This is a genomic window from Mesorhizobium sp. M0816, from assembly GCF_040320005.1.
Classification (GTDB): Bacteria; Pseudomonadota; Alphaproteobacteria; order Rhizobiales; family Rhizobiaceae; genus Mesorhizobium.
On the sequence record NZ_JAMYOT010000001.1, the window covers coordinates 379,815 to 406,761 of the forward strand.

General features: G+C 63.4%; 24 protein-coding genes and 1 riboswitch. Of the genes, 11 read left to right on the forward strand and 13 right to left on the reverse strand.

Annotated elements, in window-relative coordinates; translation table 11 throughout:
- Positions 1-280 precede the first annotated feature (280 nt).
- The 4 genes from NKI17_RS01785 (at position 281) to dhaL (ending at position 5,126) form a co-directional block, all read left to right on the forward strand.
- Positions 281-2,590, forward strand: a complete 2,310-nt coding sequence (locus tag NKI17_RS01785; protein WP_352905325.1) for a xanthine dehydrogenase family protein molybdopterin-binding subunit — start codon at positions 281-283, stop codon at positions 2,588-2,590.
- 116 nt (positions 2,591-2,706) lie between these two features.
- Positions 2,707-2,853, forward strand: a riboswitch (FMN riboswitch).
- Positions 2,854-2,930: 77 nt separating this feature from the next.
- On the forward strand, positions 2,931-3,404 hold the full coding sequence (locus NKI17_RS01790; protein WP_023676012.1) for a 6,7-dimethyl-8-ribityllumazine synthase: 474 nt from the start codon (positions 2,931-2,933) through the stop codon (positions 3,402-3,404).
- A 66-nt stretch (positions 3,405-3,470) separates the two neighbouring features.
- Positions 3,471-4,478, forward strand: a complete 1,008-nt coding sequence (locus NKI17_RS01795; RefSeq protein ID WP_352905326.1) for a dihydroxyacetone kinase subunit DhaK — start codon at positions 3,471-3,473, stop codon at positions 4,476-4,478.
- A gap of 9 nt (positions 4,479-4,487) precedes the next feature.
- The gene (gene dhaL, locus NKI17_RS01800; RefSeq protein WP_352452422.1) at positions 4,488-5,126 is read left to right on the forward strand and encodes a dihydroxyacetone kinase subunit DhaL; all 639 of its coding nucleotides are present in this window, start codon (positions 4,488-4,490) and stop codon (positions 5,124-5,126) included.
- On the opposite strand, the gene derI is transcribed toward dhaL, so the two are convergent.
- Genes derI through NKI17_RS01815 form a run of 3 tightly spaced genes read right to left on the reverse strand, consistent with a single transcriptional unit; the run spans position 5,123 to position 7,126 of the window.
- Positions 5,123-5,566, reverse strand: coding sequence for a D-erythrulose-4-phosphate isomerase (gene derI / locus NKI17_RS01805; RefSeq protein ID WP_352796119.1), 444 nt, complete (start codon positions 5,564-5,566; stop codon positions 5,123-5,125). The genes dhaL and derI overlap by 4 nt on opposite strands.
- Before the next feature lie 26 nt (positions 5,567-5,592).
- A complete protein-coding gene (locus tag NKI17_RS01810) occupies positions 5,593-6,351 on the reverse strand; it encodes a triose-phosphate isomerase (protein WP_352796121.1) in 759 nt (252 codons plus the stop codon).
- Positions 6,352-6,361: 10 nt separating this feature from the next.
- Positions 6,362-7,126, reverse strand: a complete 765-nt coding sequence (locus tag NKI17_RS01815; RefSeq protein WP_023676017.1) for a DeoR/GlpR family DNA-binding transcription regulator — start codon at positions 7,124-7,126, stop codon at positions 6,362-6,364.
- Between the two features lie 255 nt (positions 7,127-7,381).
- Here NKI17_RS01815 and fba point away from each other — a divergent pair, with 255 nt between their 5' ends.
- The gene (gene fba, locus NKI17_RS01820; RefSeq protein ID WP_352905327.1) at positions 7,382-8,446 is read left to right on the forward strand and encodes a class II fructose-bisphosphate aldolase; all 1,065 of its coding nucleotides are present in this window, start codon (positions 7,382-7,384) and stop codon (positions 8,444-8,446) included.
- A 47-nt stretch (positions 8,447-8,493) separates the two neighbouring features.
- Here fba and NKI17_RS01825 read toward each other — a convergent pair whose 3' ends face one another.
- The 10 genes from NKI17_RS01825 to NKI17_RS01870 form a co-directional block, all read right to left on the reverse strand.
- Complete coding sequence (locus tag NKI17_RS01825) at positions 8,494-9,432, reverse strand: sugar phosphate isomerase/epimerase family protein (RefSeq protein WP_352452428.1); 939 nt, start codon at positions 9,430-9,432, stop codon at positions 8,494-8,496.
- A complete protein-coding gene (locus NKI17_RS01830) occupies positions 9,432-10,949 on the reverse strand; it encodes a glycerol-3-phosphate dehydrogenase (RefSeq protein WP_352796127.1) in 1,518 nt (505 codons plus the stop codon). The genes NKI17_RS01825 and NKI17_RS01830 overlap by 1 nt, the downstream gene beginning before the upstream one ends.
- A 19-nt stretch (positions 10,950-10,968) precedes the next feature.
- Positions 10,969-12,009: a 2-hydroxyacid dehydrogenase gene (locus tag NKI17_RS01835; protein WP_352796129.1), complete on the reverse strand. Its 1,041-nt coding sequence runs from the start codon at positions 12,007-12,009 to the stop codon at positions 10,969-10,971.
- A gap of 7 nt (positions 12,010-12,016) precedes the next feature.
- Complete coding sequence (locus tag NKI17_RS01840; RefSeq protein ID WP_352796132.1) at positions 12,017-13,579, reverse strand: FGGY-family carbohydrate kinase; 1,563 nt, start codon at positions 13,577-13,579, stop codon at positions 12,017-12,019.
- On the reverse strand, positions 13,579-14,703 hold the full coding sequence (locus NKI17_RS01845) for an ABC transporter ATP-binding protein (RefSeq protein ID WP_352680414.1): 1,125 nt from the start codon (positions 14,701-14,703) through the stop codon (positions 13,579-13,581). Before NKI17_RS01845 ends, NKI17_RS01840 begins: the two co-directional genes overlap by 1 nt.
- Positions 14,700-15,818: an ABC transporter ATP-binding protein gene (locus NKI17_RS01850; RefSeq protein WP_352796135.1), complete on the reverse strand. Its 1,119-nt coding sequence runs from the start codon at positions 15,816-15,818 to the stop codon at positions 14,700-14,702. The genes NKI17_RS01845 and NKI17_RS01850 overlap by 4 nt, the downstream gene beginning before the upstream one ends.
- 5 nt (positions 15,819-15,823) lie before the next feature.
- Positions 15,824-16,681, reverse strand: coding sequence for a carbohydrate ABC transporter permease (locus tag NKI17_RS01855; RefSeq protein WP_023676025.1), 858 nt, complete (start codon positions 16,679-16,681; stop codon positions 15,824-15,826).
- Between the two features lie 9 nt (positions 16,682-16,690).
- The gene (locus NKI17_RS01860) at positions 16,691-17,614 is read right to left on the reverse strand and encodes a carbohydrate ABC transporter permease (protein ID WP_023676026.1); all 924 of its coding nucleotides are present in this window, start codon (positions 17,612-17,614) and stop codon (positions 16,691-16,693) included.
- A 152-nt stretch (positions 17,615-17,766) separates the two neighbouring features.
- Entirely contained in the window at positions 17,767-19,212 is a 1,446-nt protein-coding gene (locus NKI17_RS01865; RefSeq protein WP_352905328.1) for an ABC transporter substrate-binding protein, read from the reverse strand.
- A gap of 44 nt (positions 19,213-19,256) precedes the next feature.
- Positions 19,257-20,231 (reverse strand): sugar-binding transcriptional regulator, encoded by a 975-nt coding sequence (locus NKI17_RS01870; RefSeq protein ID WP_352905329.1) that lies wholly within the window; start codon positions 20,229-20,231, stop codon positions 19,257-19,259.
- A gap of 228 nt (positions 20,232-20,459) precedes the next feature.
- Here NKI17_RS01870 and NKI17_RS01875 point away from each other — a divergent pair, with 228 nt between their 5' ends.
- The 6 genes from NKI17_RS01875 to NKI17_RS01900 all read left to right on the forward strand — a co-directional run bounded on the left by NKI17_RS01875 (position 20,460) and on the right by NKI17_RS01900 (position 26,943).
- Complete coding sequence (locus NKI17_RS01875) at positions 20,460-21,503, forward strand: LacI family DNA-binding transcriptional regulator (protein ID WP_352569335.1); 1,044 nt, start codon at positions 20,460-20,462, stop codon at positions 21,501-21,503.
- A 36-nt stretch (positions 21,504-21,539) separates the two neighbouring features.
- Positions 21,540-22,808 carry an ABC transporter substrate-binding protein gene (locus NKI17_RS01880; RefSeq protein WP_352575559.1) on the forward strand — a complete coding sequence of 423 codons (1,269 nt, stop codon included), beginning with the start codon at positions 21,540-21,542 and terminating at the stop codon, positions 22,806-22,808.
- A 75-nt stretch (positions 22,809-22,883) separates the two neighbouring features.
- Entirely contained in the window at positions 22,884-23,729 is an 846-nt protein-coding gene (locus NKI17_RS01885) for a carbohydrate ABC transporter permease (RefSeq protein ID WP_352905330.1), read from the forward strand.
- Positions 23,726-24,568 (forward strand): carbohydrate ABC transporter permease, encoded by an 843-nt coding sequence (locus NKI17_RS01890; protein ID WP_023676032.1) that lies wholly within the window; start codon positions 23,726-23,728, stop codon positions 24,566-24,568. Before NKI17_RS01885 ends, NKI17_RS01890 begins: the two co-directional genes overlap by 4 nt.
- Before the next feature lie 21 nt (positions 24,569-24,589).
- Entirely contained in the window at positions 24,590-25,630 is a 1,041-nt protein-coding gene (locus NKI17_RS01895) for an ABC transporter ATP-binding protein (RefSeq protein ID WP_352455248.1), read from the forward strand.
- Between the two features lie 32 nt (positions 25,631-25,662).
- Complete coding sequence (locus NKI17_RS01900) at positions 25,663-26,943, forward strand: amylo-alpha-1,6-glucosidase (protein ID WP_023676034.1); 1,281 nt, start codon at positions 25,663-25,665, stop codon at positions 26,941-26,943.
- The last annotated feature ends 4 nt before the right edge of the window (positions 26,944-26,947 follow it).

Sequence of the window (26,947 nt, forward strand, 5' to 3'; positions counted from 1 at the left end):
GGATCACGAAATCGACCGTCGATCTCAAGCTCTTCGCCGCCGACTGGGTCATCGTCTGCGACCGCGGGAGCGGGACAATCGGCGGCGCGCCCTACACTGGCCTGCATGCGATCCTCATGCGGGCCGGCCCGACAGGGAGGCTGGTCGAATTTCGCGAGTATTTCGGCGAGATCGCCGCGTGAGCTCCGGCCGCCGCGCGACGAACATAAAGGTGCGAGGAAGCGGCGTCGTCGCGGCCTCGATGCTTCCGAACTCCAGATGAAAAATCTTTAGGTGACTTATGAACGAGACCATACCCGGACTGCCCGGCTCCGCCACCCATTCAAGGGTGAAACCTCGTCCCGATGCTGGCATCATCGGGCGGCCGATCGACCGCATCGACGGTCCGCTCAAAGTGACGGGCGGCGCCACATACGCTTACGAGAATGAGCTGGATGGTACAGCCTATGGCTACATTCTCGGCGCCTCCGTCGCCAAGGGCCGCATCGCCGAGATCGACACGGCCGATGCCGAACGGGCGCCGGCAGTGCTGCTCGTCATGACGAACCGCAATGCGCCGGCCCAGCCGGATTTCGGCCCAACGGTCACGCCAACGGTGCCGGAGGTCTTCACGCGCCCCCGGCCCGCGCTCAACAGTGATCGGGTACGGTATTACGACGAGCCGGTCGCGCTGGTCGTTGCGGAGACGTTCGAGGCGGCGCGCGCTGCTGCGGGCCTCATCAGAGTACGCTACGACGAGGAGCCGGGCCTCTACGATCTACCGGGACATATCGCCGACGCCTACGCGCCAAAGCGGACCAATGCCGGCTTCGAGACCGACAGCGTGGTCGGCGACTTCGAGCGCGCCTTTGCGACGGCGCCGATCAAGATCGATTCCACTTACGGGACCCCCTTCGAACATCACAATCCGATGGAGCCGCATGCGACGCTTGCTGCCTGGTCAGGCAACGAGCTGACGATCCGTACATCGGCGCAGACCCTCGCGAACTTCCGGGCCGGGGTCGCCAGCACGCTTCGCATCCCGCTCGAGCGAGTGCGCATCGTCAGCCCCTTCATCGGCGGAGGCTTCGGTTCCAAGCTGATTGCCCATGCCGACACGATCCTGGCCGCACTTGCAGCGCAGGTGCTGCAGCGCCCCGTGAAGATCGCGCTGACGCGACAACAGATGTTCGCCAATGCCGGTCATCGCGCAGAGATGGTCCAACAGGTACGTCTCGGCGCGGACACTGACGGGCGGCTCACCGGGATCGCGCACGATGTCTGGTCCGCAACGTCCAGCTTCGAGGAGTACTGCGAACAAACGGCAGTTTTTGCGCGCTCGCTCTACGCCGCGCCGAACCGTCTCACCCGCCATCGCCTGGTTCCGCTGGACATCAACCGCGGCGAATGGATGCGCTCGCCCGGCGAAGCGCCCGGCATGCTGGCTTTCGAATGCGCCATGGATGAGCTCGCCGAGCGCGCCGGTCTGGACCCGATCGAACTCAGGATCCGCAACGAACCGGCACAGGATCCCGAGCGCGGCGTGCCGTTCTCCACCCGCAATCTCGTCGCCTGCATGGAGGAAGGCGCCCGCCGTTTCGGCTGGGAGCGGAGAAACCCGACACCGGGCCGAACTCGGGAGGGCCGCAAGCTTATCGGCCACGGCATGGCGGCGGCGATCCGTCCGAACTATATCGGCGCGGCGACGGCGCGGGTTGCGATCGACCGGGACTGTCGGGTGACGGCGCGGCTCGACATGACCGATATTGGGACCGGCACCTATACGATCCTGACCCAGATTGCCGCCGAGAGCCTCGGCCTGCCGATCTCGTCCGTCAAGGTGGAGCTCGGCGACAGCCGCTTCCCGCGTACCGCCGGCTCCGGCGGGTCCTGGGGCGCAGCAAGCGCGGGTTCGGCCTTGTATAATGCGTGCAACGTCCTCAAGGAACGGATCCTGGAGGCGGCGCAGTCGAACGAAGCCTCGCCGTTGCGCGGCGCGAACGCCACCGAGGCAAGCTTTGCCGACGGCGAGGTCAGGGTCGGCCAGCGATCGGCGAGCCTGGCCGATCTTATCCGAGGGATCTCTCCCGACGGGCTCGAAGCCGAAGGCTCCGTAGCCGCGGGCGCCACCACCCAGTCATACAAGACCTATTCGCAGCATTCCTATGGCGCGCATTTCGCAGAGGTCGCTGTCGATTGCGATACCGGTGAAATCCGGATGCGCCGGATGCTGGCTGTGATCGGCGCGGGCCGTATCCTCAACGCCAAAACCGCGCGCTCGCAAATCATCGGCGGCATGACCTGGGGGATCGGTGCAGCGCTGATGGAGCAGACGGTGCTCGACCCGCGCTACGGCCACTTCGTCAATCACGATCTTGCCGAGTATCATGTGCCGGTCAATGGCGATGTCCCCGATATGGAGGTCGCCTTCCTCGAGGAAGACGACGACAAGGCCAACCCGCTTGGCGCAAAGGGTCTCGGCGAGCTCGGCGTGTGCGGTGCGGGGGCTGCTGTCGCCAACGCCGTTTACAACGCGGCCGGCGTGCGAGTGCGTGAATTTCCCATCACCTTGGACAAGGTGCTGCCTGCCTTACCGGTGATCGCCATTTGACGCTCTCCTCCCTCGCCCTCAACGGTGACCAGGTCGAAACGAATCGCTATTTCTGCGCCATCGACGACGACGCCGGTGGTTGACAGCGCTTTCCGGCCCTTCCATACAAACGCCGTCAATGTTCTCAGGGCGGGGTGAAAGTCCCCACCGGCGGTAAGGGTCTCGGCCCAAGCCCGCGAGCGCTTTCCGGTTAGCCGGAGGGGTCAGCAGATCCGGTGTGATTCCGGAGCCGACGGTCACAGTCCGGATGGAAGAGAACGAAATGGAAGACGGTCCGCTTTCGCGGTTCGGACTCCGTATCGTGCGTCCTGATTCTGGTTCGAAACGGAAGGATGGACCCATGAATCAGCATTCCCACAACGACTATGAAACGATCCGCGTTGCCGTCATTCGCGCGCGTTGGCATGCCGATATCGTCGACCAATGCGTTGAAGCATTCGAGGCGGAACTGGCGGTTCTCGGAGAGAAACGCTTTGCCGTCGATGTCTTCGATGTGCCTGGCGCTTATGAGATTCCCCTGCATGCAAAGACGCTTGCCGTGACCGGCCGCTATGCCGCTATCCTCGGCGCCGCGTTCGTCGTCAATGGCGGCATCTACCGGCACGAGTTTGTTGCAAGCGCGGTCATCGACGGGATGATGAATGTGCAATTGTCGACTGGCGTGCCGGTGCTTTCGGCGGTGCTGACGCCGCACAACTACCATGACAGCGCGGACCATCACCGCTTCTTCTTCGAGCATTTCAAGGTCAAGGGCAAAGAGGCGGCCAGTGCCTGCGTGCAACTGCTGGCAGCACGCGAACACATCGCGGCGTGAAACCTCCACCGCCGGGTGGAAATCCCGGTAAGGCGCTGTAGTATCTCACGAAGCAGGAGGATGCCGGTGCAGACCAAGAAGATCATCAATGACGGCAATCGCTCCGTCGACGAGATGCTGGAGGGCATTCTGGCCGCGCATCCGCGCCACCTCAGAAGCGCGGACGGCAGTCCGCGCGCCATTATCGCCCGCGACGGACCGCGCCCAGACAAGGTCGGCCTTGTCATCGGCGGCGGCTCGGGCCATGAGCCGACCTTCCTCGGCTTCGTCGGCAAGGGGCTGGCTGACGCGGCCGCGATCGGCAATGTCTTCGCCTCGCCGCCGCCGGACCCGATCCTCGAATGCGCCAAGGCGGCCAGCGGTGGCGCCGGCGTGCTGTTCATGTACGGCAACTATGCCGGCGACGTGATGAACTTCGACATGGCCGCCGAAATGGCGGCAATGGACGACATCGAGGTGCGTACCGTGCTGACCACCGACGATGTCGCCTCGGCGCCGCGCGACCAGAGGCAGAAGCGGCGCGGCGTCGCCGGCAATTTCTTCATCTTCAAGGCCGCCGGTGCCGCATGCGACCAGATGCTGTCAATCGATGAATGCGAGCGTATCGCCAGGAAGGCCAACGATCACACCTTCACCATGGGCGTGGCGCTGTCGCCCTGCTCGTTGCCGCAGACCCGCCGGCCCAATTTCGAGATCGGACCGGACGAGATGGAGATCGGCATGGGCATCCATGGCGAGCCAGGCATCGCGCGCGGAAAATTGAAAACCGCCGACGAGATCACAGACGAGATGCTGGACAATATCCTCGACGAGATGGCGCCGGCGCGCGGCGACAAGGTCGCGGTGCTGGTCGATTCGCTCGGCTCGACGCCGCTGATGGAACTCTACATCATGAATCGGCGGGTCAAGCAGAGGCTCGACGAGATCGGCGTTTCCGTCCACGCGACCTGGGTCGGCAATTACTGCACCTCTCTCGAAATGGCCGGCGCCTCGGTGACGCTGATGCATCTCGACGGCGAGTTGCAGGCGATGCTCGACCATCCTTGCGACTGCGCCATGTTCCGCGCCGGCTGAGAAAGCATCATGACCTCGATCGATTCAGTCGGCTTGAAAAGAATGTTCGATGAGATCGCGGCGGCGATCGACGCCGACAAGGACAGGCTCTGCCAACTCGACGGCGTCATCGGCGACGCCGACCATGGCATCGCCATGGCACTAGGCTTCACTGCTGCGCGCGATGCACTAGCGCAACTCGACCTCGCGGCGACCGAGCCGACGGCGCTGCTCAACACTGCGGCGAAATCCTTCCTCAACGCGGTGGGCGCCTCGTCAGGCCCGCTCTATGCGACCGCCTTCATGCGCGGTGCGGCCGCCGTCAAAGGCAAGGCAATTCTGGAGGACGCTGACATCATCGCCATGCTCCGGGCGATGGCGCAAGGCATCCAGGATCGCGGCAAGGCCGAGCTCGGCGAAAAGACCATGGTCGACGCCTGGCTGCCGGCGGCGCAAGCAGCGGGTGCCGCGCAGGAAGCCGGCAAGAGCCTGTCCGAGAGCCTGGAGGCTGCACTTGCAGCGGCCGAACGAGGTGCCGAGGCGACCAAGGACATGATCGCCGCCAAGGGCCGCTCATCGCGGCTCGGCGAGCGCTCGCTCGGGCATATGGACCCCGGCGCCGCGTCGGCCGTGACGATCATCAGGGCGATGCGGAACAGTCTGGCTTAGCCCCGCTTCGCCGCGTCGAGCCTGTCGATGGCCTGGACATTGCCGGCCGATGGTCCCTTCTCATCGAATTCCGATGCGAGCCAGGCGTCGACGATCGACTTGGCCAGTTCCGGGCCGATGACGCGCGCGCCCATGGTGATGATCTGGGCGTTGTTGGATTTCGCGGCGCGCTCTGCCGAATAGGTGTCGTGGGTGAGTGCGGCGCGAATGCCGCGGACCTTGTTGGCGGAAATGGATACGCCGATGCCGGTGCCGCAAAACAGGATGCCGCGATCGTTCTCGCCGTCCAGGATGGTCTGGGCGAGCTTCTGCGACAGGTCGGCATAGTAGCCCGCCTGGCTGAGGTCGTTGACCGTGAGGCCGGGCTTGGTGGCGAGGTGAGCGGCAATGACGTCGAGCAGCGGCTTGCCGGCGCTATCAGCTCCAATGGCAATTTTCATGTTCCGTTTCCTTCCTGTTTGATGATTCAGATCGCCGCCGAGGCGCGCTTGAGGATGTCGATATAGCCGTCCGCCTGCCAGGCCGAGCGGCCGATGAACAAGCCGTCGATGTTGGGCTGGCCGACTAGTTCGGCGGCATTTTGCGGATTGACGCTGCCGCCATAAAGCACCGGCGGCACCACCGGCAGCAGGTCGCGTGCGATTTTCTTGATTAGCGCCTGCTGCCTGTCGGCATAGTCCGAACTGGCCGGCACGCCCTTGTCGCCGATCGCCCAGACGGGCTCATAGGCAAACAGGATCGTCGCCGCCTTCGCCGCGCCTTCGAGAAACTGCAGCGCGCCGTGCACCTGCAAGGCCAGCACCGCAGCGGCCTGCCCGCTGTCGCGTTGAGCCAGGGTCTCGCCGACGCAGATGAGTGGCACGAGACCGTGCTTCACCGCCGCCGCGGTCTTCAGACCGACAGCCTTGTCGGTCTCGCCGAAATGCTCGCGCCGTTCGCTGTGGCCGAGCTCGACCATGTCGAGGCCGCAGTCTTTCAGCATGACCGGCGAGATCTCGCCGGTCCAGGCGCCGGCGTCGGCCCAATGCATGTTCTGCGCGCCGACCTTGATGCGCGTCGGCGACAGCGCTTTCTTGACCTCGCGGATCGCCGTGAAGGGCGGGATGACGAAAGGCTGGATGCGCTCGTCGAAACCGGGGACGAACTCCGCCAGCGCCTCGGCGAAAGCCATCGCCTCGGCGAGCGTCTTGTTCATTTTCCAGCTGGTGCCGACCCAATAAACCATACGTGCCCTCCTATTCTGCGATCACTGTCAGCGAAACGCCGGCACCATCCAGCGCGGCGCGCATCTGCGGCTGCGGCTCGCGGCCGGTGAAGACCGTGTCAAAGGCCTTGAGATCTGTCAGGAAGTGCAAGGCAGTGCGGCCGAATTTCCCATGATCGACCAGCAGATATTTGCGCGCTGCTGCGGCCATCATCAGCCGTTTGGTCTGGACCACTTCCTGATCCTGGTGAAAGGCAGAGGCACCATGGATGGCCGATGACGACAGGAACGCGACATCGGCGCGCAATGATTTCAGCGTGTCCTCGGCGAGCAGGCCGAAGAAGCCGTGAAACTTCTTGTTGTATTGGCCGCCGAGCGCAATCAGGTTGATGCCGGCAACGCCCGCCAAATCCTGGATGACAGCCAGATTGTTCGAGATCACCGTCAGCGGACGCAGATCGGCAAGATGCCGAGCAACGCCGCCCGCGGTTGAGCCGTCGTCGATGATCACCGTCTGACCCGGTTCGATCATCGTCACGGCAGCGGCGGCGATGCGCTTCTTCTCGTCGCCGGCCAGCCGCTGGCGGTAGCGGAAATCGCTCTCGAAAAGGCTGCTCGGCTGGATCGAGGCGCCGCCGCGCACCTTGCGCAGGAAGCCGCTTTCCTCGAGCTCGTCGAGGTCGCGGTGGACAGTCATCTTTGACACGCCGAAGCGTGAGGCAAGATCGTCGACACTGGCGGTGCCGATGTCCATCAGAAAATCCATGATGCCTTGCCGACGGCCGTCGCTCTTCATTCCGCGGCTTCCTCGTGCAATCCGGTTCCGAGACATAACAGCAAACGTCGCACACGCCACCAAATTTTTTGTGATAATGTTATATCTCTATGGGATGTCATGACGCTTCTGGTCGCGTCCTGTAACAAGAATTGCTGCCGGCCGAGCGCCCAGCGGTTGCGGTGCCGCGGAAATCCGGCCAGAAGCATCAGGGGCTCGACGACAACCGAACGGCCCGCAAACACTGGCTCGAAACCGGATACGGGAGACTACTGAGTGGCTCGCATCACACTGAGACAATTGCTCGATCATGCCGCCGAATACGGCTATGGCGTGCCTGCCTTCAACATGAACAATATGGAACAGGGTCTCGCCATCATGGAGGCCGCCGAGGAGACCAAATCGCCGGTTATCCTGCAGGCGAGCCGCGGCGCGCGAGCCTACGCCAACGATGTGGTGCTGGCCAAGCTGATCGACGCGCTGGTCGAAATCCATCCCGATATCCCGGTCTGCATGCATCTCGACCATGGCAACAACGAAGCGACCTGCGTCACCGCGATCCAGCACGGCTTCACCTCTGTGATGATGGACGGATCGCTGAAGGAAGACGGCAAGACGCCGGCCGACTACGCCTATAATTCCGGCATCACCCGCCGCGTCGTCGACATGGCGCATTGGGGCGGCGTCTCGGTGGAAGGCGAGATCGGCGTGCTTGGATCGCTGGAGATGGGCGGCGGCGAGCAGGAAGACGGCCATGGCGTCGAGGGCGTCATCAGCCACGACCAGCTGCTGACCGACCCGGTGCAGGCCGAACAATTCGTGCGCGACACCCGCGTCGATGCGCTGGCCGTCGCCATGGGCACCAGCCACGGCGCCTACAAGTTCAGCCGCAAGCCGGACGGCGCTGTACTGGCCATGAACGTCATCGAGGAAATCCACCGCCGTCTACCGAGCATGCATCTCGTCATGCACGGCTCGTCCTCGGTGCCAGAGGAGTTGCAGGAGATCATCAACAAATATGGCGGCCAGATGAAGCCGACATGGGGCGTGCCGGTCGAAGAGATCCAGCGCGGCATCAAGCATGGGGTGCGCAAGATCAACATCGATACCGACAACCGCATGGCGCTGACCGGTGCGATCCGCAAGGTGCTGACCGAGAACCCGAGCGAATTCGATCCGCGCAAATATCTGACGCCGGCAATGGCCGCGATGCGGAAGCTGTGCAAGGAGCGCTTCGAGCAGTTCGGCACCGCCGGCAACGCACCGAAGATCAAGCCGCTGCCGCAGTCGGAAATGGCCAAGCGCTACAAGTCCGGAAGCCTCGATCCGAAATTTGGCTGACGTATTCCGGTTCTGAGCAGGAGCTGCCTCAGCTCCTGCTCATCCGATCATGCTCGCGGCAAGAGATCGGCCCTGCCGGTCTCGATAAATGGTGCCCAGTAGTCGACCGACTCGCGGATCATGGCGATGACCTGGTGGTCGACGGGCTCGCGCTCGCGGAACGACAATTCGAGGCAGATCTCGTTGTCGACGCCGCCGCCACGGCGAACCGTCTCCAGCAGCTTTTCCGGCGTGATGCGGCCGTCCTTGTTGTGAGCGGCAATGAACGGCCAGTGACCACCCTTGTTCATCGACGACTGCTTGACGTGGATGATCGGCGATTGCCTGGGAAAGGCTTCGGCCCAGGCATAAGGGTCGGTGTCCGCCGGATTGCTCGAGGTCACGTCGCCATGGTCGATGTCGACCATCATCTTGAACGGGACGGCCATGCCGGCCGCTTCGATCTCGCGCTGCAGTGCCCGGCAGCTTTCGATCGTATGGCCGAATTCGCGGCCGACCGACATCGGCTCCCAGAACAGGTAGGTCAAGCCGGCTGCTTTGGCATGCTCGGCGACCTCGCGCCAGCATTCCAGCGCGATGTCGAAAAGCCGCGCGCGACGCTCCGGATTGTCGTAATCCCGGTGGGTGAAGATCGCGAATTGCGTGCCCATGCCCGCGGCGCCGAGCTCGGCCGAAACTTCTGAAAAGGTCTTGAACCAGTCGACGTAGTAGCGCCGCACGTCGGCATCGGGATGGCCGAAATGATTGAGCCGGCCGTAAGGGCCGGTCATCGCGGAGGTCACGCGCACACCGGTGCGGTTGAGCGCGGAGCGGAACAGGCGGACGAATTTGGCGATCGTCGCCGCCGGCCAGCCGGGATTGACGAATTCATGGGTGAGTTGGACGTCCCTGATACCGATCTGATAGGCGATCGCGTCGATCAGGTCGTCCGGCTCCGCAAAGCGGTTGACCAGCGGATTGGTGTTGAGCGAAAGCGTAAAGGCCATCAGCCGGCCTTTGCCAGCCGGCTCGAGCACCAGTCCTCGAAGGCGGTTCTTTCCGCGGCGGACAGATGCAGGCCGTGCTTGGTGCGCCTTTCGAGAATATCGGCGGCGGTCTCGGCCCATTCATGCTCGAACAGGTAATTGGCTTCGCGCTCGAAAAAATCCTTGCCGAAGCGCCGGCCCAGTTCGGCGAGCGAGGTGGCCGCGCCGACCAGATCGCGCGTCCTTGTGCCGTAGAGCCTGCCGTAATGCTTGACCAGCGATGCCGGCATCCAGGGAAATTCATGGCCGAGGTCGCCCAGAAACTGCTCGAAATCGGCATTGGCGATATCGCCGCCCGGCAGGTGCCCTTTCGAGGTCCACGGCTTGCCCATTTTCGGAAAGAACGGGGCGATACGGTCGAGCGCGTGCTCGGCCAATTTGCGGAAGGTGGTGATCTTGCCGCCGAAGACCGAAAGCAGCGGCGCCTGCCCAGCCGGTGCGTCGAGTTCGAATATGTAATCGCGGGTCACCGCGCTCGGATTGTCGGCATTGTCGTCATAGAGCGGCCTGACGCCGGAAAACGAGTAGACGACGTCGCTTCGTGCGAGCTGGCGCTTGAAGTAGCGATTGACTGCCTTGATCAGGTAATCGATCTCGCTCGCATCGGCGGTCACGTCCTCCGGTCGCCCTTCATAGGGAATGTCAGTGGTGCCGATCAGCGCCAGATCGTTCTGATAGGGATTGATGAAGATCACCCGCTTGTCGCTGTTCTGAACGAGATAGGCCTGCCGCCCTTCCCAGAATTTCGGCACAACGATGTGGCTGCCCTTGACCAGGCGCACGTTGCGCCTGGAATTCTGGCCGGCGACGCGGTTGATGACGTCGTTGACCCAGGGTCCGGCGGCGTTGATCAGCGCCCGTGCCCGGACTGTGGTCCTGACGCCGGTTCGACCGTCGCGCATCTCCACCGACCACACGCCGTGTTCGCGACGGGCGGCTGTGCAGGCGGTGCGGGTGAATATCCTGGCTCCGCGCTCAGCGGCGTCGAGCGCGTCGATGACGACCAGGCGAGCGTCATCGACCCAACAGTCAGAATATTCGAAGCCGCGCTTGAAGGCGTCCTTGATCGGCGCGCCTTCGGGCGCGGTGCGCAGGTCGAGCGTACGCGTGGCCGGCAGCCGCTTGCGGCCGCCAAGATGGTCGTAGAGGAACAGGCCGAGCCGGACCAGCCAGGCCGGCCGGTCATCGGGGCTGTGTGGCAGCACGAAGCGCATCGGCCAGATGATGTGCGGCGCGGATTCGAGCAGCACCTCGCGTTCGATCAGCGCCTCCCGCACCAAGCGGAACTCGTAATATTCGAGATAGCGCAAACCGCCATGAACGAGCTTTCCCGATCGCGAACTGGTGCCCTCGGCGAGATCGTCTTTTTCGCAAAGAATGACCGACAGCCCCCGGCCTGCCGCATCGCGCGCGATGCCGGCGCCATTGACGCCGCCGCCGATGACGAAGAGGTCGACGATTTCGGTTTCACCGCTCATCTCGCTCTATGCCCTGTCGTCAGCATGGATTGACCGGAGGCAGACCGGCGATGAAGCGGCGCACTTCCTCGGCCGCCTGCTCGGCCGCGTAGGTCACGGTGCGTACCGACGCGCCGGCGATATGCGGCGTCAGCGTCACGTTCGGCAGCTGCAGCAAGGGCCAGTCGGCAGGCACCGGCTCGACGGCGAACGTCTCCAGCATAGCACTGCCGATGTGTCCCGAGACGAGCGCCTCGTAGAGCGCATCGTAGTCGACCAGCGGTCCGCGCGCGGTATTGACGAAGATCACGCCGGGTTTCATCCGGGCGATGGCGTCCTTGGCGATCAGACCGCGCGTCTCTTCGGTGACCCGGGAGTGCAGCGTGACCACATCGGAGCGCGACAGCAGATCGTCCAGCGCAACCAGCTCGACGCCGGCATTGCGGTCCTCGGCGCTCAATTGCACATAGGGATCGCAGACCAGGATGCGGCAGCCGAAGGCGCGCAGCAGCCGAACCAGCCTGGTGCCGATATTGCCGTAGCCGATGACGCCGACGGTCATTTCGTTGAGCTCGCGGCCGGTACGGTCGGCACGGTAGAGATCGCCGCGCCACTCGCCCTTGCGCAAGGCTTCGTGGCCGACGCGGATCAGCCGCGTTTCGGCGAGAATGGCGCCGATGGTGAACTCGGCTACGGCGCTGGCATTGCGGCCGGGCACATTGACCACGGTGATGCCGTGGGCCTTGGCGGCGGCCATGTCGATGTTGATCGGCCCGCCGCGCGAGACCGCAACCAGCTTAAGCGTGGGCAGGCGCTGCATCATGCTTTCGGAGAGCGGCGCAAGCTGGGTGACGAAGATTTCGGCGTCGCCGATGAAATCCACCACCTCGTCGGGATCGCCGAAATACTCCTTGACCTTGTCCAGACCGAGCGCGGCATTGCCGAATTGCATCGGCTCGTCGGGCCAAGCGGTCTCAATGCTGCGGATGTCGAGGTTGTCGCCGCAGGCCGCCTCGATTTTCTCGCGAAACACTTCCGGAAGCATGAAGCGGTCGCCGATGATCGCAATTTTCTTGGGCATGCTCTTCTCAATTCACGTCGGTTTGCCTGGACGCGGCCATCGAACGCCAGACCGGCCGCAGCGCCTCATGCGCCAATGTGTAGGACGGAGCCATCGCCTCATAGGCACCGGCAAGTTTCCGGTCGCTGGGCTCGGCCGCACGGAGCAAAGGCGTGACCCATTCACTGACGCAATCGTCCATCGATGCGTACTGGCCGACGCAGACCGCAGCAATCATTGCGGCGCCCGCAGCACCGGCCTCCTCGCGCTCGCTGGTGCGAATGTCGGCGCCGACCGCAGCACCCAGGATCTTGCGCAGAGCCGGGCTCCTGGCCGCTCCGCCGGTCAGGCGGATTTCCTTGGGCAGTGGCCCCATGGCGGCGTAGCAATCGCGTGCCGCGAAAGCCAGCCCCTCGAACACCGCGCGGACCATGTCGGCATAGCCGTGCTTGGACGAAATGCCGATGAAGCCGGCCCTGGCATTGGCATCGACGAACGGCCCGCGCTCGCCGGCCTCCGAGACATAGGGCTGGTAGAGCAGCGAGCCTGGCTCGGACGACGATATCCACTGGTCGACCAGCGCGATCATCTCGCCATTGGTCCGCGTAATACCTTGCGCGGCGAGAATGCCGGAGGCGAGGCCAAGGACCCAGTCGATATTGAGCGTTGCCGCCATGTTCGACTGCATCTGCGCAAAGACGCCGGGTGCCGGCATCGTCATCGTGTAGCCGGTTGCAGCCTCGTTGAGCAGAACCTCGTCCGGCGTTTCGGCAAGCCGCATATGCATTCCGGTGGAGCCGATGATCGAGCATCCCGGCTTGCGTTCGCGATCGAACAGGCCGGCGCCGAGCGCCGTGCAGGCGACATCGACATAGGCCAGAACGACCGGTGTGCCGGCGAGCAGGCCGGTCGCATCGGCTGCTGCCACCGACAGCGAGGTGCTTTGCCTGGTGCCATCGACGATGGGCGGCAACAGATGCCGGAGATCGGTGACGCCGAGTACCTCGAGCACATCATCGCAATAGCCGCGCGTGCGGAAGTCGCCGAAGGTGAAGGTGCCCTCGGACGGGTCGGTGGCGCGGTGCCCGGTCAACTTGAAATAGAGCCAGTCCTTGCAGTGGAACGCCGTCGCTGCATTGGCAAGCATCGCGGGCATGTGGCGCTTCATGAACACGAACTGCGATCCCTGCTGGCAGGCAGCGAGCCCGCTGCCGGTCTTTTCGAAGCGCAGCCGGTCCTCCGGCCGCGCGCGGATCTCCTCGACGACCGCGGCAGCGCGCGCGTCGAGCCACAGCCAGCCCTTGGCAACCGGCTCGCCATCCTTGTCGATCAGCCAGGTACCGTCGCCCTGCCCAGTCACGGCGATGGCAATGGTCCGGCTGGCGAGATCCGGCACCTTGTCGGCAAGCTCGCGCAAGGTCGTCGCGGTATCGGCCCAGGTGCGTGTCAGGTCCTGCTCGGCGCCGCCGCCCGGCAGTGTCTCGTATTTATTGGGCAGCGCGGCGGACGCGATCTGCCTGCCCGCCGTGTCAAAGGCGACGGATTTTATGACAGACGTGCCGGCGTCGATGCCGATCAGCACATCCTGCATCAAGCAAGCTCCGTGCCGTGCGAAATGGCATTGCCGCTCGCCTGATCGAAGACGTGAAGGTTTTTCGGATCGATGCTGATCTTGATCGGCGCGCCAAGCTCCAAGCGAGTTCGGTCATGTTCGACCAGGACCAGCGAACCGCCGGCGAAATCGGCGGCGATATGGGTCTGGTCGCCGAGCCATTGATTGGCCGAAACCGTCGCCGGCACACCATCCTTGGAGCGGCGGACCGCATAGGGCCTGACGCCGATGACGACGCGCTGCCGGTTGAGCAATTCGTCGCGAACCGGGCCGCTGAACGCATCCTTGTCGTAGTCGAGCGAAAGCCCGTCGGGCAGCTTGAGACTGATCTTGCCGGCAGCCGTGCCGACATAGGCCTCGAAGACATTCATCGGCGGCTCGCCAACGAAGGTGCCGGTGAACAGGTTTGCCGGCCGCTCCTTGAGCCTGTCAGGCGTATCGAACTGCTGCAGCACGCCGCCCTCCATGACAGCGATGCGATCGGCCAGCGCATTGGCCTCGGTCTGGTCGTGGGTGACCAGAATCGCGGTCAGGCCACGCTCCTTGATGAAATGCTTGATGCGGCCGCGCAGCACGGCGCGAAGCTGCGGCTCGAGCTGGCCCATCGGCTCGTCCAGCAGATGCAGGTCGGCCTCGCGGATCAGCGCCCGGCCGAGGCTGGCGCGCTGCTGCTGGCCGCCGGAGATCGAGCTCGGATAGCGCTCGAGAATGTCCTCGATCTCGAGCAGCTTGGCGATGTTGGCAACCTTTGCATCGACCGCACTCTTCGCCAGCCTGGCGGCCTTGAGGGCGAAGGCCATGTTCTCGCGCACGGTCAGCGGCGGGTAGAGCGAATAACCCTCGAAAGCCATTGCGACGTTGCGCCTGACCGGCGGCAACGTGTGCACCTTGCGGCCGGCAACCGAGATGCTACCGCGCGAGACCTCTTCGAAGCCTGCGATCATGCGCAATGTCGAGGTCTTGCCGCAGCCGGACGAGCCGAGCAGCGCCACGATCTCGCCCTTGGCGATTTCCATCGTCAGGTTCTTGACGGCGTGTACGCCACGGTCGATCGGACCGTAGAACTTGTCGACGCCCGAAATGGTGATTGCGGTCGGGCTCATGCCGCTTCTCCGCTGCGCAAATTGACGACGTTTTTCGAGCCGATGCGCTCGCCGCTTGTGCGATCGAACAAAAGGGCGCTTTTACTGTCGACGGCAATGTAGACCTTGCCCTCGGATTGGCCCGGTGTCCCGGAAGGACGCGAAACCAGAATTTCACGGCCGCGCACGGTGCGCACCAGCGTGACGATCTTCTCGTTGAGCGGCGTCTCGGCCTCGACCGTCACCGGGATGGCGCCGGGCGTGCGTTCATCGACAAACGCCAGCGCCTCCGGCCGCAAACCGATCACGCAGTCGCGGCCGACCGCCGCCTCATGAGCGCCGGCAAGATGGACCTGGACGTTGGACAGGCCGACATAGATGCCCTTGGCGTCCCGCGCCGGCTTGACGTCCAGAAGGTTGATGGTCGGGTCGCCGAACAGCCGGGCAATCTCGACATTGGCCGGCTCGCGATAGATCTGCTCGGGCGTGCCGAGCTGTTTGACGACGCCCTGCGACATCACCGCGATGCGGTCGCCGAGCGCCATCGCTTCCTTGTAGTCCTGGGTGACGTAGATGACGGTCGCGCCACGATCCGCCAGCAGTCTTGGCAATTCCAGCCGCATTTCGAAGCGCAATTTGGCATCGACGTTGCGCAAGGGATCATCGAGCAGCAGCAGCGGCGGCGAGCCGACCAGGGCGCGGGCAAGCGCGGTGCGTTGCTTCTGGCCATTGGACAGCGCCCGCGGCTTGTGGCTGAGCACATGGCCGATTTTCAACAGCTTGGCGACGCTCTCGACGCCGGTCTTTATCGTGCCTTGCGATGAGTGCTTCGCCTGCAAAGGCGTGGCGATATTGTCGAACGCAGTCATATGCGGGAACAGCGCGAAGTTCTGGAAGGCCATGCCGACGCCACGGAACTCGGCATCGACATCGGTCATGTCCTCGCCGCCAATGAGGATCTTTCCTTCCTCCGGATCGATGACGCCGGCGACCAGCCGCAACAGCACCGTCTTGCCGGCGCCGGACGGACCGAACAGGACCAGCGTTTCGCCGTCGGCGACGGTCAGCGACAGATTGTCGAGAACGGTCTGGCTTTTGTAGCGCTTGACGATATTTCGCAGCTCGAGGCTTGCCATGGGAGCTATCCTTTCACCGCGCCAAGCGACAGGCCTTCGACCAGATAACGCTGCGCATAAAGCGCAAGCGCCAGGGTCGGCGTGATCGACAGCACGATCGCCGCCGAAATCTGGCCGTACTGGATGCCCGACGACGTGATGAAGGCAAGCGCGCCGACCGTCACCGGCTGCTTATCGGCCGAGGCGAGCACCAGCGCGAAGACGAAATTATTCCAGGCGAAGATAAAGGCGAGCAAGCCGGCAGCCGCGATGCCGGGGCCGGCGAGCGGCAGCGCAATCTTGCGGAAGGTGGCAAACCAGGAATGGCCGGCGATGCGGTACGCATATTCGATGTCGGCCGGAATGTCCTCGAAATAGCCGCGCACGATCCACAGGATCAGCGGCAGGCAGATCAGCTGGTAAACCCAGATCAGCCCGATATAGGTGTTGGCCAGCCCAAGCTTCTGGAAGTAGAGGGTGAGCGGCAGGAGCACCAGCAGCGCCGGCGCAAACCTGAACGACAGCAGCGTGAAGGCGATGTCCTCCGAGCCGCGGAACTTGTGCCGTGCAAAGGCGTAAGCCGCCGGGACGCCAAGCAGCAGCGCGACGGCAACCGAAGTGACGGACAGGAAGACGGAATTCCAGAGATTGCGCATGAAGGCGATGTCGAGCGTGCCGGCCGCCGTCATCAGCTTGCCGGTGATCAACGCGGTATAGTTGGCGAGCGTCGGCTCGAAGACAAGCTGCGGCGGAATCCGCAGGATTGTCTCATTGGTCTGGAACGACATCATCAGGATCCAGACGATCGGGAACATGAAGAAGATCACGACCAGCGCCAGGGCTATGCCGCGCAGGATGCGTTCGAGAAGGGAGGTGTGTTCCATGCCAGCCTCCTATGCCTGGCCGCGGGCGCGTTCGCGCAGCCGCAGCCAGTTCTTGATAAAAATGTTCGAGAGGAAATAGGTGATCGCCCACAGGATGATCATCAGCGCCGCCGAGCGGCCGACATTGGTCGACTGGAAGAAGTTGAGATAGGCCTCAACCTGGAACACGGTCAGCGTGTCGCCCGGACCGCCCTGGGTCATGGCGTAGATGATATCGAACTGCTGGATGGAATCGAGCAGGCGGAACAACGTCGCCGTCAGGATATAGGGGGTCAGCATCGGCAAGGTGATGCGGAAGAAGACGAAGCTCCTCGGCACGCCATCGAGCGCTGCCGCCTCAAAGGGCTGCGTCGGCAGGCTGCGCAGGCCGGCGAGCAGCAGGATCATGATGAAGGGCGTATAGACCCAGATGTCGACAAGGACGACGGTGAGCAGTGCCGTCGACGGGGACGAGGCCCAGCGGAAATCCTGCAGCCCGATCAGGCTGGCAAGGTAGCTGAGCACGCCGAAGCCGGGGTTGGTCATCAGCTTCCACATCAGCGCGGCGAGCGCCGGCGCCGTCATCAGCGGCATCAACAGCATGATCGAGATGAAGTTGTTCAGCGTCGAGCGCTTTTGCAGCAGCATCGCAATGCCGAGACCGAGAAGCAGTTCGAGCACAACGGTGATGCCGGCGTAGAGCAGCGACACCTGCAACGTGTTCCAGAACTTCGGGTCGGTGAAGAAGGAGATGTAGTTGTCGCCCCAGTTGAACTGCCGCGCCCAGGGCTGGCTCAACCGGTAGCGCTGGAACGAATAGACCACCGAGGTCAAGAATGGGATCAAGATGCCGATGCAGACCAGCAAGGCCGGCAGGCTGAGGAGATAGGGCAGCACCCGCTTGCTGATCCTGAAGCCCGACGGCCTGTTTCTTTGTATTGTCGCCGCAGTCATCTGCTGCTCCGTCATCCTGTTGCTTCGCCGTCCCGGCCGCCCAAGGGAGCAAGGCGGCCGGTCGGGCGAGCAGGCGGCACCGCTCGGCACCGCGTCGCAAACGTATAACATCTCAAAGGCTGGCCCGCCGGGCGGGCCAGCCCTGGCGCGGCTTAGCCGAGCCCGGCTTCCTTGAGCTGGCTGTTGATGCTCTCGGCCAGCTTGTCGAGACCCTCGTCGACCGGCACTTCCTTGGCCACCATCTTCTGCAGCGTCGCCGCCCATTCTGTAGTGAGGTCGAAGAACAGCGGCTGCGGGGTGAACTTGATGCTGGCGCCCGGCGCCGAGACGTCGAACATCTCGACATAGCCCGGATAGCTCTTGTTGAGCTTTTCGCGGAACATCTCGTCCTTCCAGACCGACTGACGAACCGGATTGACGAAGTCCATCTTGGTCGCGCCGAACAATGCATGCTCGGGTCCGGATGCCCATTGCATGAAGTACCAGGTGGCGTCCTTGTCCTTCGAGAAGTTGGACATCGACAGCGACCAGATCCAGATATTGGGCGTCGGCGCCTTGGCGGCGGGATTGGCCTTGAAAGCCGAGAAGGCAAGCTTGCCGGCCATCTTGTTGTCGCCGCCATTCATGAAGTAGCCGAGGATATCGGCGTCGAAGATCATCGCCGAGGCGCCTGCACCGAGATCGGTGCCGACCTGATACCAGGTGTAGGTCGACCAGTCCTTGGGGCCGCTCTCCTGGATCATCTGGACCCACTGCTTGTGGAAAGCCTTGGATTCGGCGGTGCTCATCGCGGCCGACAACTTGCCGTCAGCCGAGACGTTCAGATCCTTCTGGTCGAAATTGGCGTAAGCCGACAGGAATCCCGGGTGGATCGTCGCCCAGGAGCGCGAGCCGCGCACGCCGATGCCGTAAACGCCACCGCCGACATCCTTGGTGAGCTTCGCCGCGGTAGCGACCATCTCGTCCATGTTGCCGGGAACGCTGACGCCGACCTTGTCGAACATGCCCTTGTTGTAGGTGATGTTGTTCTGCTCGAAGCCCCACGGAATGCACCACTGCTTGGCGTCGTCGGAACCGAGCGCTCCGCCAGGCTGGCCGTTCCAGGCGCAGGACTTCCTGACACCGGGCAGGAAGTCGTCCCAGGCATAGTTTGTGTTGGTCTTGGCCGGATCCTTGATCCACTCGTTGAGGTCGGTGATCCAGCCGGCCGGGCCATAGGTCCAGGTCATGTAGGCGCCGGTCATGAAGGCGTCGTATTCAGGCGAGCTGGCCGACAGCGCAGCAGTGACCTTGTCGAAATAGACGTCTTCGGGAAACACGTCATAGACAACTTCCATGCCGGTCAGCTTCTTGAAATTGTCGAGGTTGGCAATCATCGCATCGGCGTAAGGATGCTTGTTGAGCAACAGCTTGATGGTCTTGCCCTTATGCGCCTGCCAGTCGAAATCAGCTGCCAGGGCGCGGGTCTGCCCGAGGTTGAGCAGCGTGCCGGCGGTGCCGGCGGCAAGGCCCATTGCACCGAGGCCCTTGATCAGTCCACGGCGGTCGACTTGTCCACGCAGGAACGCGTCGATGAGGTCTTTCTCTTTCTCATGCATTTTTCTTCTCCTCCACAGGGTAGTTTCAACGAAATGGTTGCCGGCTACCCGACCGGCGTCTTTTCTACGAGCGATCGCGCCGTCCGCTCGTCGGTTATCAGGCCTTTGAGATAGCGGCCCTCCAGCACTGACTTGATAGCGCGAACCTTCACCTTGCCGCCGGCGACGGCGACAATCCTGCGGTTGCTGATGTCTTCGCGCGCCAGTGCCAGCGCCCGGTCGGAAAGCGTCGTCGCAACGGCCTTTCCGGCATCGTCGAAGAAATGGCCGAGCAGTTCGCCGACACCGCCGTTGCGGCGGATCTCCTCCATCTCGCCCTTCTCGATCATACCGGTGGCGACAAGCGAGGCCTCACGTTCGGCGGTGCCGATGCCGGCGATGAGCAAGTCGGCGACCTTGGCGAGGTCGAAGACATCGCTGACGCCTTTCTGCCCGAGCAACACCGTTCGATCCTCGACCGTGTTGGCGAACATCGGTACGGGCATCACATAGGCCTCCGCACCAGTCCGCTCGGCGACGCGGTGGATGACGTCATGCGGATTGGCCGAGAACTTGCGCGTCAGGCCGCCAAGCAGCGAGACGAAACGGATCCTGCCGGCCGATATGCGCGGCAGATATTCCACGCAGGCGGCAAGCGTGCGGCCGTGGCCGACGCCGATCAGCGCCTCTTCGCCGCGTTCGATCTCGCGCTTGAGAAACTGCGCGCCAGCAATGCCGAGCGCCTTGAGCGGCAGGTCTTCGGCATCGAAGTCCGGAACCACCTCGCAGTAGTCGAGGCCGTACCGGCCGGACAACTCATCCTCAAGCTCCACGCATTCGGAGACTTCGCCGTCGATGTAGACTTTGACCAGGCCTTCCTGATTGGCCTTGGTGATCAGGCGATGCGCCTTGAGACTGGTCAGGCCAAGCCGTTTGGCGACTTCCGACTGGGTCAGGCCGCCAGCATAATGAAGCCATGCGGCGCGGGCTGCCATGCCGGTCTCATCGTCGCGCAGCAGGCCGTTGCCAAAACCAACCATTTCCGCCCTTTGATATTTTTATCAGTTGCTGCAAAATTTTTCACAAGGCGTCGCCCGAGTCAAGCAACCGCTGCGTTTAAATCTCCGGCCAGGAGCTTGCCGGCCGGGGCCGAATAGGGGCCGCGCTAACCAACGGGCAAGAAACAACACCGACCGCGCACCATTTAAAACGTTTGCAATTTCGCTTGAAGTGATTACAAACGTTTCAAACTTCGTTCGGGAGGAACGATGCCGGCCCGCGTTACCACCCTCAAGGAACTTGCTGCGCAGCTCGGCCTGTCGATTACCACCGTTTCGCGCGCCCTTGCCGGTCACGAGCAAATTGCCTTGAAAACGCGCCAACGTGTCGCCGAGGCTGCGCATCAGGCCGGCTATGTGCCGAACACCGCAGCCCGCACGCTGGTCTCCGGCCGCAGCGGCTTTGTCGGCATGGTGCTTCCGATCCGCGGCCCCAATCTGGTCGATTCCTTCCTCGGCGAATTCGTCACCGGGCTCGGCGAAGGGTTGGTTTCGCACGGCTCCGACCTGATCCTGGCCGCAGCGGCGCAAGGCCAGTCGGAACTTTCCGTGCTTCGCCATGTCGTCGAATCCGGACGCGCCGATGGGGTCGTCGTCACCCGCATCGCCGAGGTCGACGAGCGGCTTGCCTATCTGCGTCACCGCAATTTCCCGTTCGTCGCGCATGGCCGGCTGCTCGACGGCGACTTTGCCTACCATTGGCTCGATACCGATGGCGCGCACGCATTCGGCGAGGCCTTCGACATGCTCTACGATCTCGGACACCGCCATTTCGGCCTGGTGACGATTTCCGAGCCGATGACATTTCGCCATCTCAGACAGGACGGGCTCGCCGCCGCGATCGCCCGCCGGGGCGATCCGTCCGTCAGGCTCGATGTGGCGACGGCGCCGCGTTTCGATCGCGGTGCCCGCATCCAGGCAATCAACCGGCTTCTGCACGCCACCGAGCGGCCGACGGCGATTGTCGCGCTGTTCGACGAGCTGGCGCTGACTGTGATGGAAGAGGCGGGGCGCGCCGGACTTGCCATTCCTCGCGACCTTTCGGTGATCGGCTTCGACAACATAGCCGCCTCCGCCTATGCGCCGCCGGGGCTGACCACTTTCGACGCCTCGATCCGCCGGTGCGCGCGCGAGATCGGCGAGATGCTGCTGACCGTCATCGGCGACAGGCCGGACGCGCCACTGACGCGGCTGGTCCGGCCGACACTTGTCTCGCGGGCAAGCCATGGCCCGGCACCCACAGGACGGAACTGACGCCTTAGCGGCGCACAACCAGGGAGGAAGAGGACGATGAATGCGTTGAGGACATTGGCAGGTGCGGTGCTGGCGTTGTCGCTTGCTGCCGGCGCAGCACAAGCCCAGCAGGTGTTGTTCTGGTCGACACAGGCGCGACCAGTGGAAGAGACACAGAAGATGCGCAGCGAAGTGCTGAAGGGGTTTGACGGCCAGGTCGACTATCAGGTCGCCGAGGACGGGCCCTGGCTCACCCGCCTTCAGGCCGAACTGCAGGCCGGCTCCGGCACCATAGGCGTGCTCGGCGGCCTGCACGGAGACTTCTCCACCGTCGGCGCGAACCTTGTCGATCTCTCTGGCGTCGATCTCGGTGGCGTCAAGGTCAACGAGACCTACAAGAAGCTCGGCATGCTCGGCACCGGCGAGCAGAAGTACCTGCCATGGATGCAGGCCACCTTCCTGATGGCGGCCAACAAACAGGCGCTGCAATATCTGCCGGCCGGCACCGATCTCAACACCATCACTTATGACCAACTGATCGAGTGGGCGAAAAACATCGCTGAAAAGACCGGTTCGCCCAAATTCGGTTTTCCGGCCGGCCCGAAAGGGCTGAAGCACCGTTTCTTCGAGGGTTTTCTCCTTCCATCGTATACCGGCTCGATGGTGACGAAGTTCCGCTCGGCGGAGGCCGAGACGGCGTGGAATAAGTTCAAGGAATTGTGGCAATACACCAACCCGAATTCGACCAACTATGCCTTCATGCAGGAGCCGCTGCTGACCGGCGAAGTCTGGGTGGCATTCGATCACGTGGCGCGCCTCGCCGACGCCTTCAACCAGAAACCCGACGAGTTTGTCGCCTTCCCGGCGCCGGCTGGCCCGGCAGGCCGCGGCTACATGCCGGTGGTGGCCGGTGTCGCTATCCCGAAGACCTCGCCTGACATGGACAAGGCCAAGGCGCTGGTCGCCTATATGCTGAAACCGGAAACCCAGATCGCGACGCTGAAGGCGACAAACTTCTTTCCCATCGTCGACGTCAAGCTGCCCGACGACATGCCGGCCTCGGTGAAGGCCTTCAGCCCAGTGATCGCCACCATGACCGGAGCTCCCGATGCGTTGCCGGCGCTGCTGCCGATGGGACTTGGCGGCCTCGGCGGCAAGTTCAATCAGATCTACACCGACAGCTTCGAGCGCATCGTGCTCGGCGGCGAGGATGTGCACGGCGTGCTCGACGAACAGGCGACGGCGCTGAAGGCGATCATCGACCAGGCGAAGGCGCCATGCTGGGCGCCCGACAAGCCCTCGCAAGGCGCCTGCCCGGTCGATTAAGAATCCTCCCGGGCGTCCGGATTTCCAGCGCGCCGGGCGCCCACCCCTTTTGAAGCTTCGAATAGAGAGCGCTCCATGCACAGCAAGGCCCTGCCCTATCTGCTGCTGACGCCGGCGACGCTGTTTCTCGGTGTCTTTTTCCTCTACCCGTTCGTGTTGGTCGCCTTCGAGGCGTTCACCCGCGACGGCGGCTTTACGCTCGACAATTTCCGCACCATGGCGGGCAGCTGGAAGTTTCCGGTCACTGTCCGCAATACGCTGCTGCTGAGCGCCATCGTCGTGCCGATCCAACTGGTGATGGCGCTGCTGATGGCAACGGTGGTGTCGCGGCTTGAAACCGGGCGCAGCGCTGCGCTTTACATCTTCGCTATTCCGCTCGGCATCTCCGATCTCGCTGCCGGGCTGATCTGGCTCGCCATCTTCGACCAGTCCGGCTTCCTGAACACCTTGCTCTCCAATCTCGGCGTCATCGACAGGCCGGTCATGTTCCTCGGCTACCAGAGCAAGCTGACGATCTTCATCGCCGTGGCGCTGGCCGAGATCTGGCGCGCGACCGCCATCATGATGGTCATTCTGGTCGCCGGCATGGGGCTGATCCCCCGGGAATACTACGAGGCGGCGGAGGTTTTTGGCGCTAGCCCGTGGAAGCGCTTCATCAAGATCACGCTGCCTCTGCTGCGCCCAAGCCTGCAGACGGCGATCATCCTGCGCGTCATCCTTGCCTTTGAGGTCTTTGCCGTGGTTGCAGCACTCGGCGGCACCAATCTGCCGGTGCTGATGGGCGAGACCTACAATTGGCAGTTCACGCTGCAGGACCACAATGTCGCCGCCGCCATGGCGCTGTTCATCCTCGCCATCTCGATCGGCTTCACGCTGTTCTTCCTGCGGGTGCTGCGTGTGCCGAAGGAGACTCGCATATGAGCACTGTCGCGGAGCTCTCGATTGCCGCGCCTGAGGCCCGCAAAGCCGGCAACTGGTTGCTGGTCGCAACGGTCATCCTGCTTTGCGTCTGGGTGCTGCTGCCGATCTATCTGTTGATCGTCAACGCGCTGTCGTCGCCGGAAGAGGTGACCGCCTTTCCCAAGCGCTTCTTCCCGTCATTCGATTTCGGCAGCCTTTCTTTCTTCATCAATTTCGCCGGCGTCGCCAAGGCGCTGTGGAACTCCGTTCTCGTCGCCACGCTGACGATGCTCCTCTCGATCGGCTTCGGCGCACCCGCGGGCTACGCGCTGTCGCGCTTCGAATTCCCGGGCAAGGAAACGTTCCGTTTCCTTGTGCTGATGACCCGCGCCTTCCCGCTGCCGCTGCTGGCGCTGCCGCTGGCGGTGATGTTCATCCGCACCGGCCTCGACGACACCGCGATCGGGCTGGCGCTGGTCCACACCACGCTGGCGCTGCCGTTTGCGGTGCTGATCACCTTCTCGCTGTTCTCCGGCATTCCCGTCGAGCTGGAGGAGGCGGCCTGGACGCTCGGCTGCACGAGATTGCAGGCATTCCGAAAAGTCATTCTGCCGCTGGCGCTGCCGGGCATCGCGGCGTCGGCGGTGTTTGCCTTCACCATCTCCTGGAACGAGGTGTTTGCTGCCGCAGTGCTCACCATAGAGAACCGGACGCTGACTGCCTTCCTGTTGCAGAGCCTCGGCGAATCGCCGCTCTACCTCAAATTTGCCGGTGGCGCGGCACTGGTCATTCCGGCGCTGATCTTCATCTTCGCCGTTCGCAAATATCTGTTCGCCATGTGGGGGATCGCCAACCGATGACGCGCACAAAAGAGAACGCCGATGGCTGAGATCGTCATCAAGCAGGTGGCAAAACGTTTCGGCGGCTTCACAGCGCTGCATTCGATCGACCTGACCATCGCCGACCAGGAATTCATGGTGCTGCTTGGCGCCTCGGGTTGCGGCAAGACCACGCTGCTGAGGATCGTCGCCGGGCTGGAAACGCCAAGCCAGGGCGAGGTCTGGATCGGCGGCCGTCGCGTCGACCATCTGCCGCCGCGCGAACGCGGCATCGCTATGGTGTTCCAGAATTACGCCGTGTTTCCGCACCTGACGGTATTCGAGAATATCGCCTTCGGCCTGCGCATGAAGAAGCTGCCGCAGCAGGAGGTCGACGGGCGCGTCAACCGCACCGCCGAGCTCATGCATATCGAACAGCTTTTGAAGCGCTATTCGGGCCAGCTTTCCGGCGGTCAGCGCCAACGCGTGGCTGTGGCCCGGGCCCTGGCGATGGAGCCTGACGTGATCTTGATGGACGAGCCGCTGTCCAACCTAGACGCGCTGCTGCGGCTCGAAATGCGCGCCGAGCTCAAAGGTGTGCTCGCGGCGTCCAAGACCACCACCATCTACGTTACCCACGACCAGGTCGAGGCGATGAGCCTCGCCGACCGCATCGCCGTCATGCATCAGGGCCGTATCGTCCAGGCCGCCTCGCCGGTAGAGGTCTACCGCAATCCGGCGGCCCGCTTCGTCGGCTCCTTCATCGGCAACCCGCCGATGAATTTCATCCCGGCGACGAAGACGGCCGACGGCAGTTGGACCGTCGCCGGGCTGACGCTGCCCGGCCCCAAATCGGACAAGCAGACGATAGAATTCGCCATTCGCCCCGAGGATGTGGACGCCGGCAACGAAGGTATTAACGCCACCGTGCGCGTTGTCGAGCCGCTCGGACCGCACACGCTGGTCACCTGCGACGTCGAGGGCGGCCTGTTCCGCGCCATCCTCGAATCGAATGCCACGGTCGCCGTCGGCGATCACTTGCGGCTTTCGCCCAAACCCGATCGCATCCGCTGGTTCGATCCCGAAACCACCAACGCCCTTTGATCCCCTTCGATTCTGAAAGTACGAACGCCCCGATGATATCTCTTGCTGTCGACGAAACCATCGCCCGCGCCGTCGAGGTGCTCAGGGAAAATGACCAAGGCACCTATACCATACCGACCAAGGGGCTCTACCCGTTTCAGTGGAACTGGGATTCCTGCCTGACCGCGCTCGGCCTTGCCCACTATGACGAGGCGCGCGCCTGGACCGAGATCGACACGCTGTTCGCCCACCAATGGCCAGACGGCATGGTGCCGCACATCGTCTTCCATGTCTGGAGCGACGGCTATTTCCCCGGGCCGGAGGTCTGGCGAACCAACCGCCCGACTGCCACCTCCGGCATCACCCAGCCGGCGGTCGCCGGCTTTGCCGTGCGCCGCTTGTTCGACCAGGCCAAGGACAAGGCCCTGGCGGCCGATCGCGCCCGCGCGCTGTTGCCGAAAATCGATGCCTGGCACCGCTGGTTCTACGAAAATCGCGACCCGGACGGCGAAGGGCTGGTCGCCATAATCCACCCATGGGAGTCCGGCCGCGACAACTCGATCGACTGGGACGAGGCGTTCGAGCGCGTGCCGACCGAAGGCGTCGAGCCCTACACCCGCCGCGACATCCTGCACGCCGATCCGGCGCATCGTCCAACCAAGGCACAGTATGACCGCTATGTCTGGCTGTTGCAGCATTTCCGCGGGCTTGGCTGGGATAATGCCCGGCTGCACGATGCCTCGCCATTCCAGGTCGTCGATCCCGGCTTCAACGCCATCCTGATCCGTTCCGCCGCCGACCTTGCCGATCTCGCCGAGGCACTTGGCGAAACCGAAATCGCAGAAGCCAATCGCGCCCGTGCCGAAAAGGGGCTTTCGGCAATGGAACGGCTGTGGAGCGACGCGCATGGCCAGTACATTTGTTTCGACCGAGTGGCCGGAAAGCATGTTGACAGCGCGTCGGTCGGCGGCATTCTGTCGGTATTTTCGGCCATCCCGGAAAGCCGGGCAGCGACCATCGCTGCAACGATCGAGCGCATCGCCGGCAAAGCGCGTTACATCGTCCCGTCGCACGATCCTGAGGATGGGCGCTTCGACCCAAAGCGCTACTGGCGCGGCCCGGTCTGGCTGGTGGTCAACTACATGATCGCCGACGGCCTTGCCGCCGCCGGCCACAGCCAAATCGCACAACGGATCACGCAATCCAGTCTCGAGCTGATCGCCGAGAGCGGTTTTGCCGAATATTACGATCCCCTCAGCGGCGAGCCGCTCGGCGGCAATCGCTTCACCTGGACCGCGGCAATGGTGATCGAGTTCCTGAAGGGCAGAGCCTGAACGC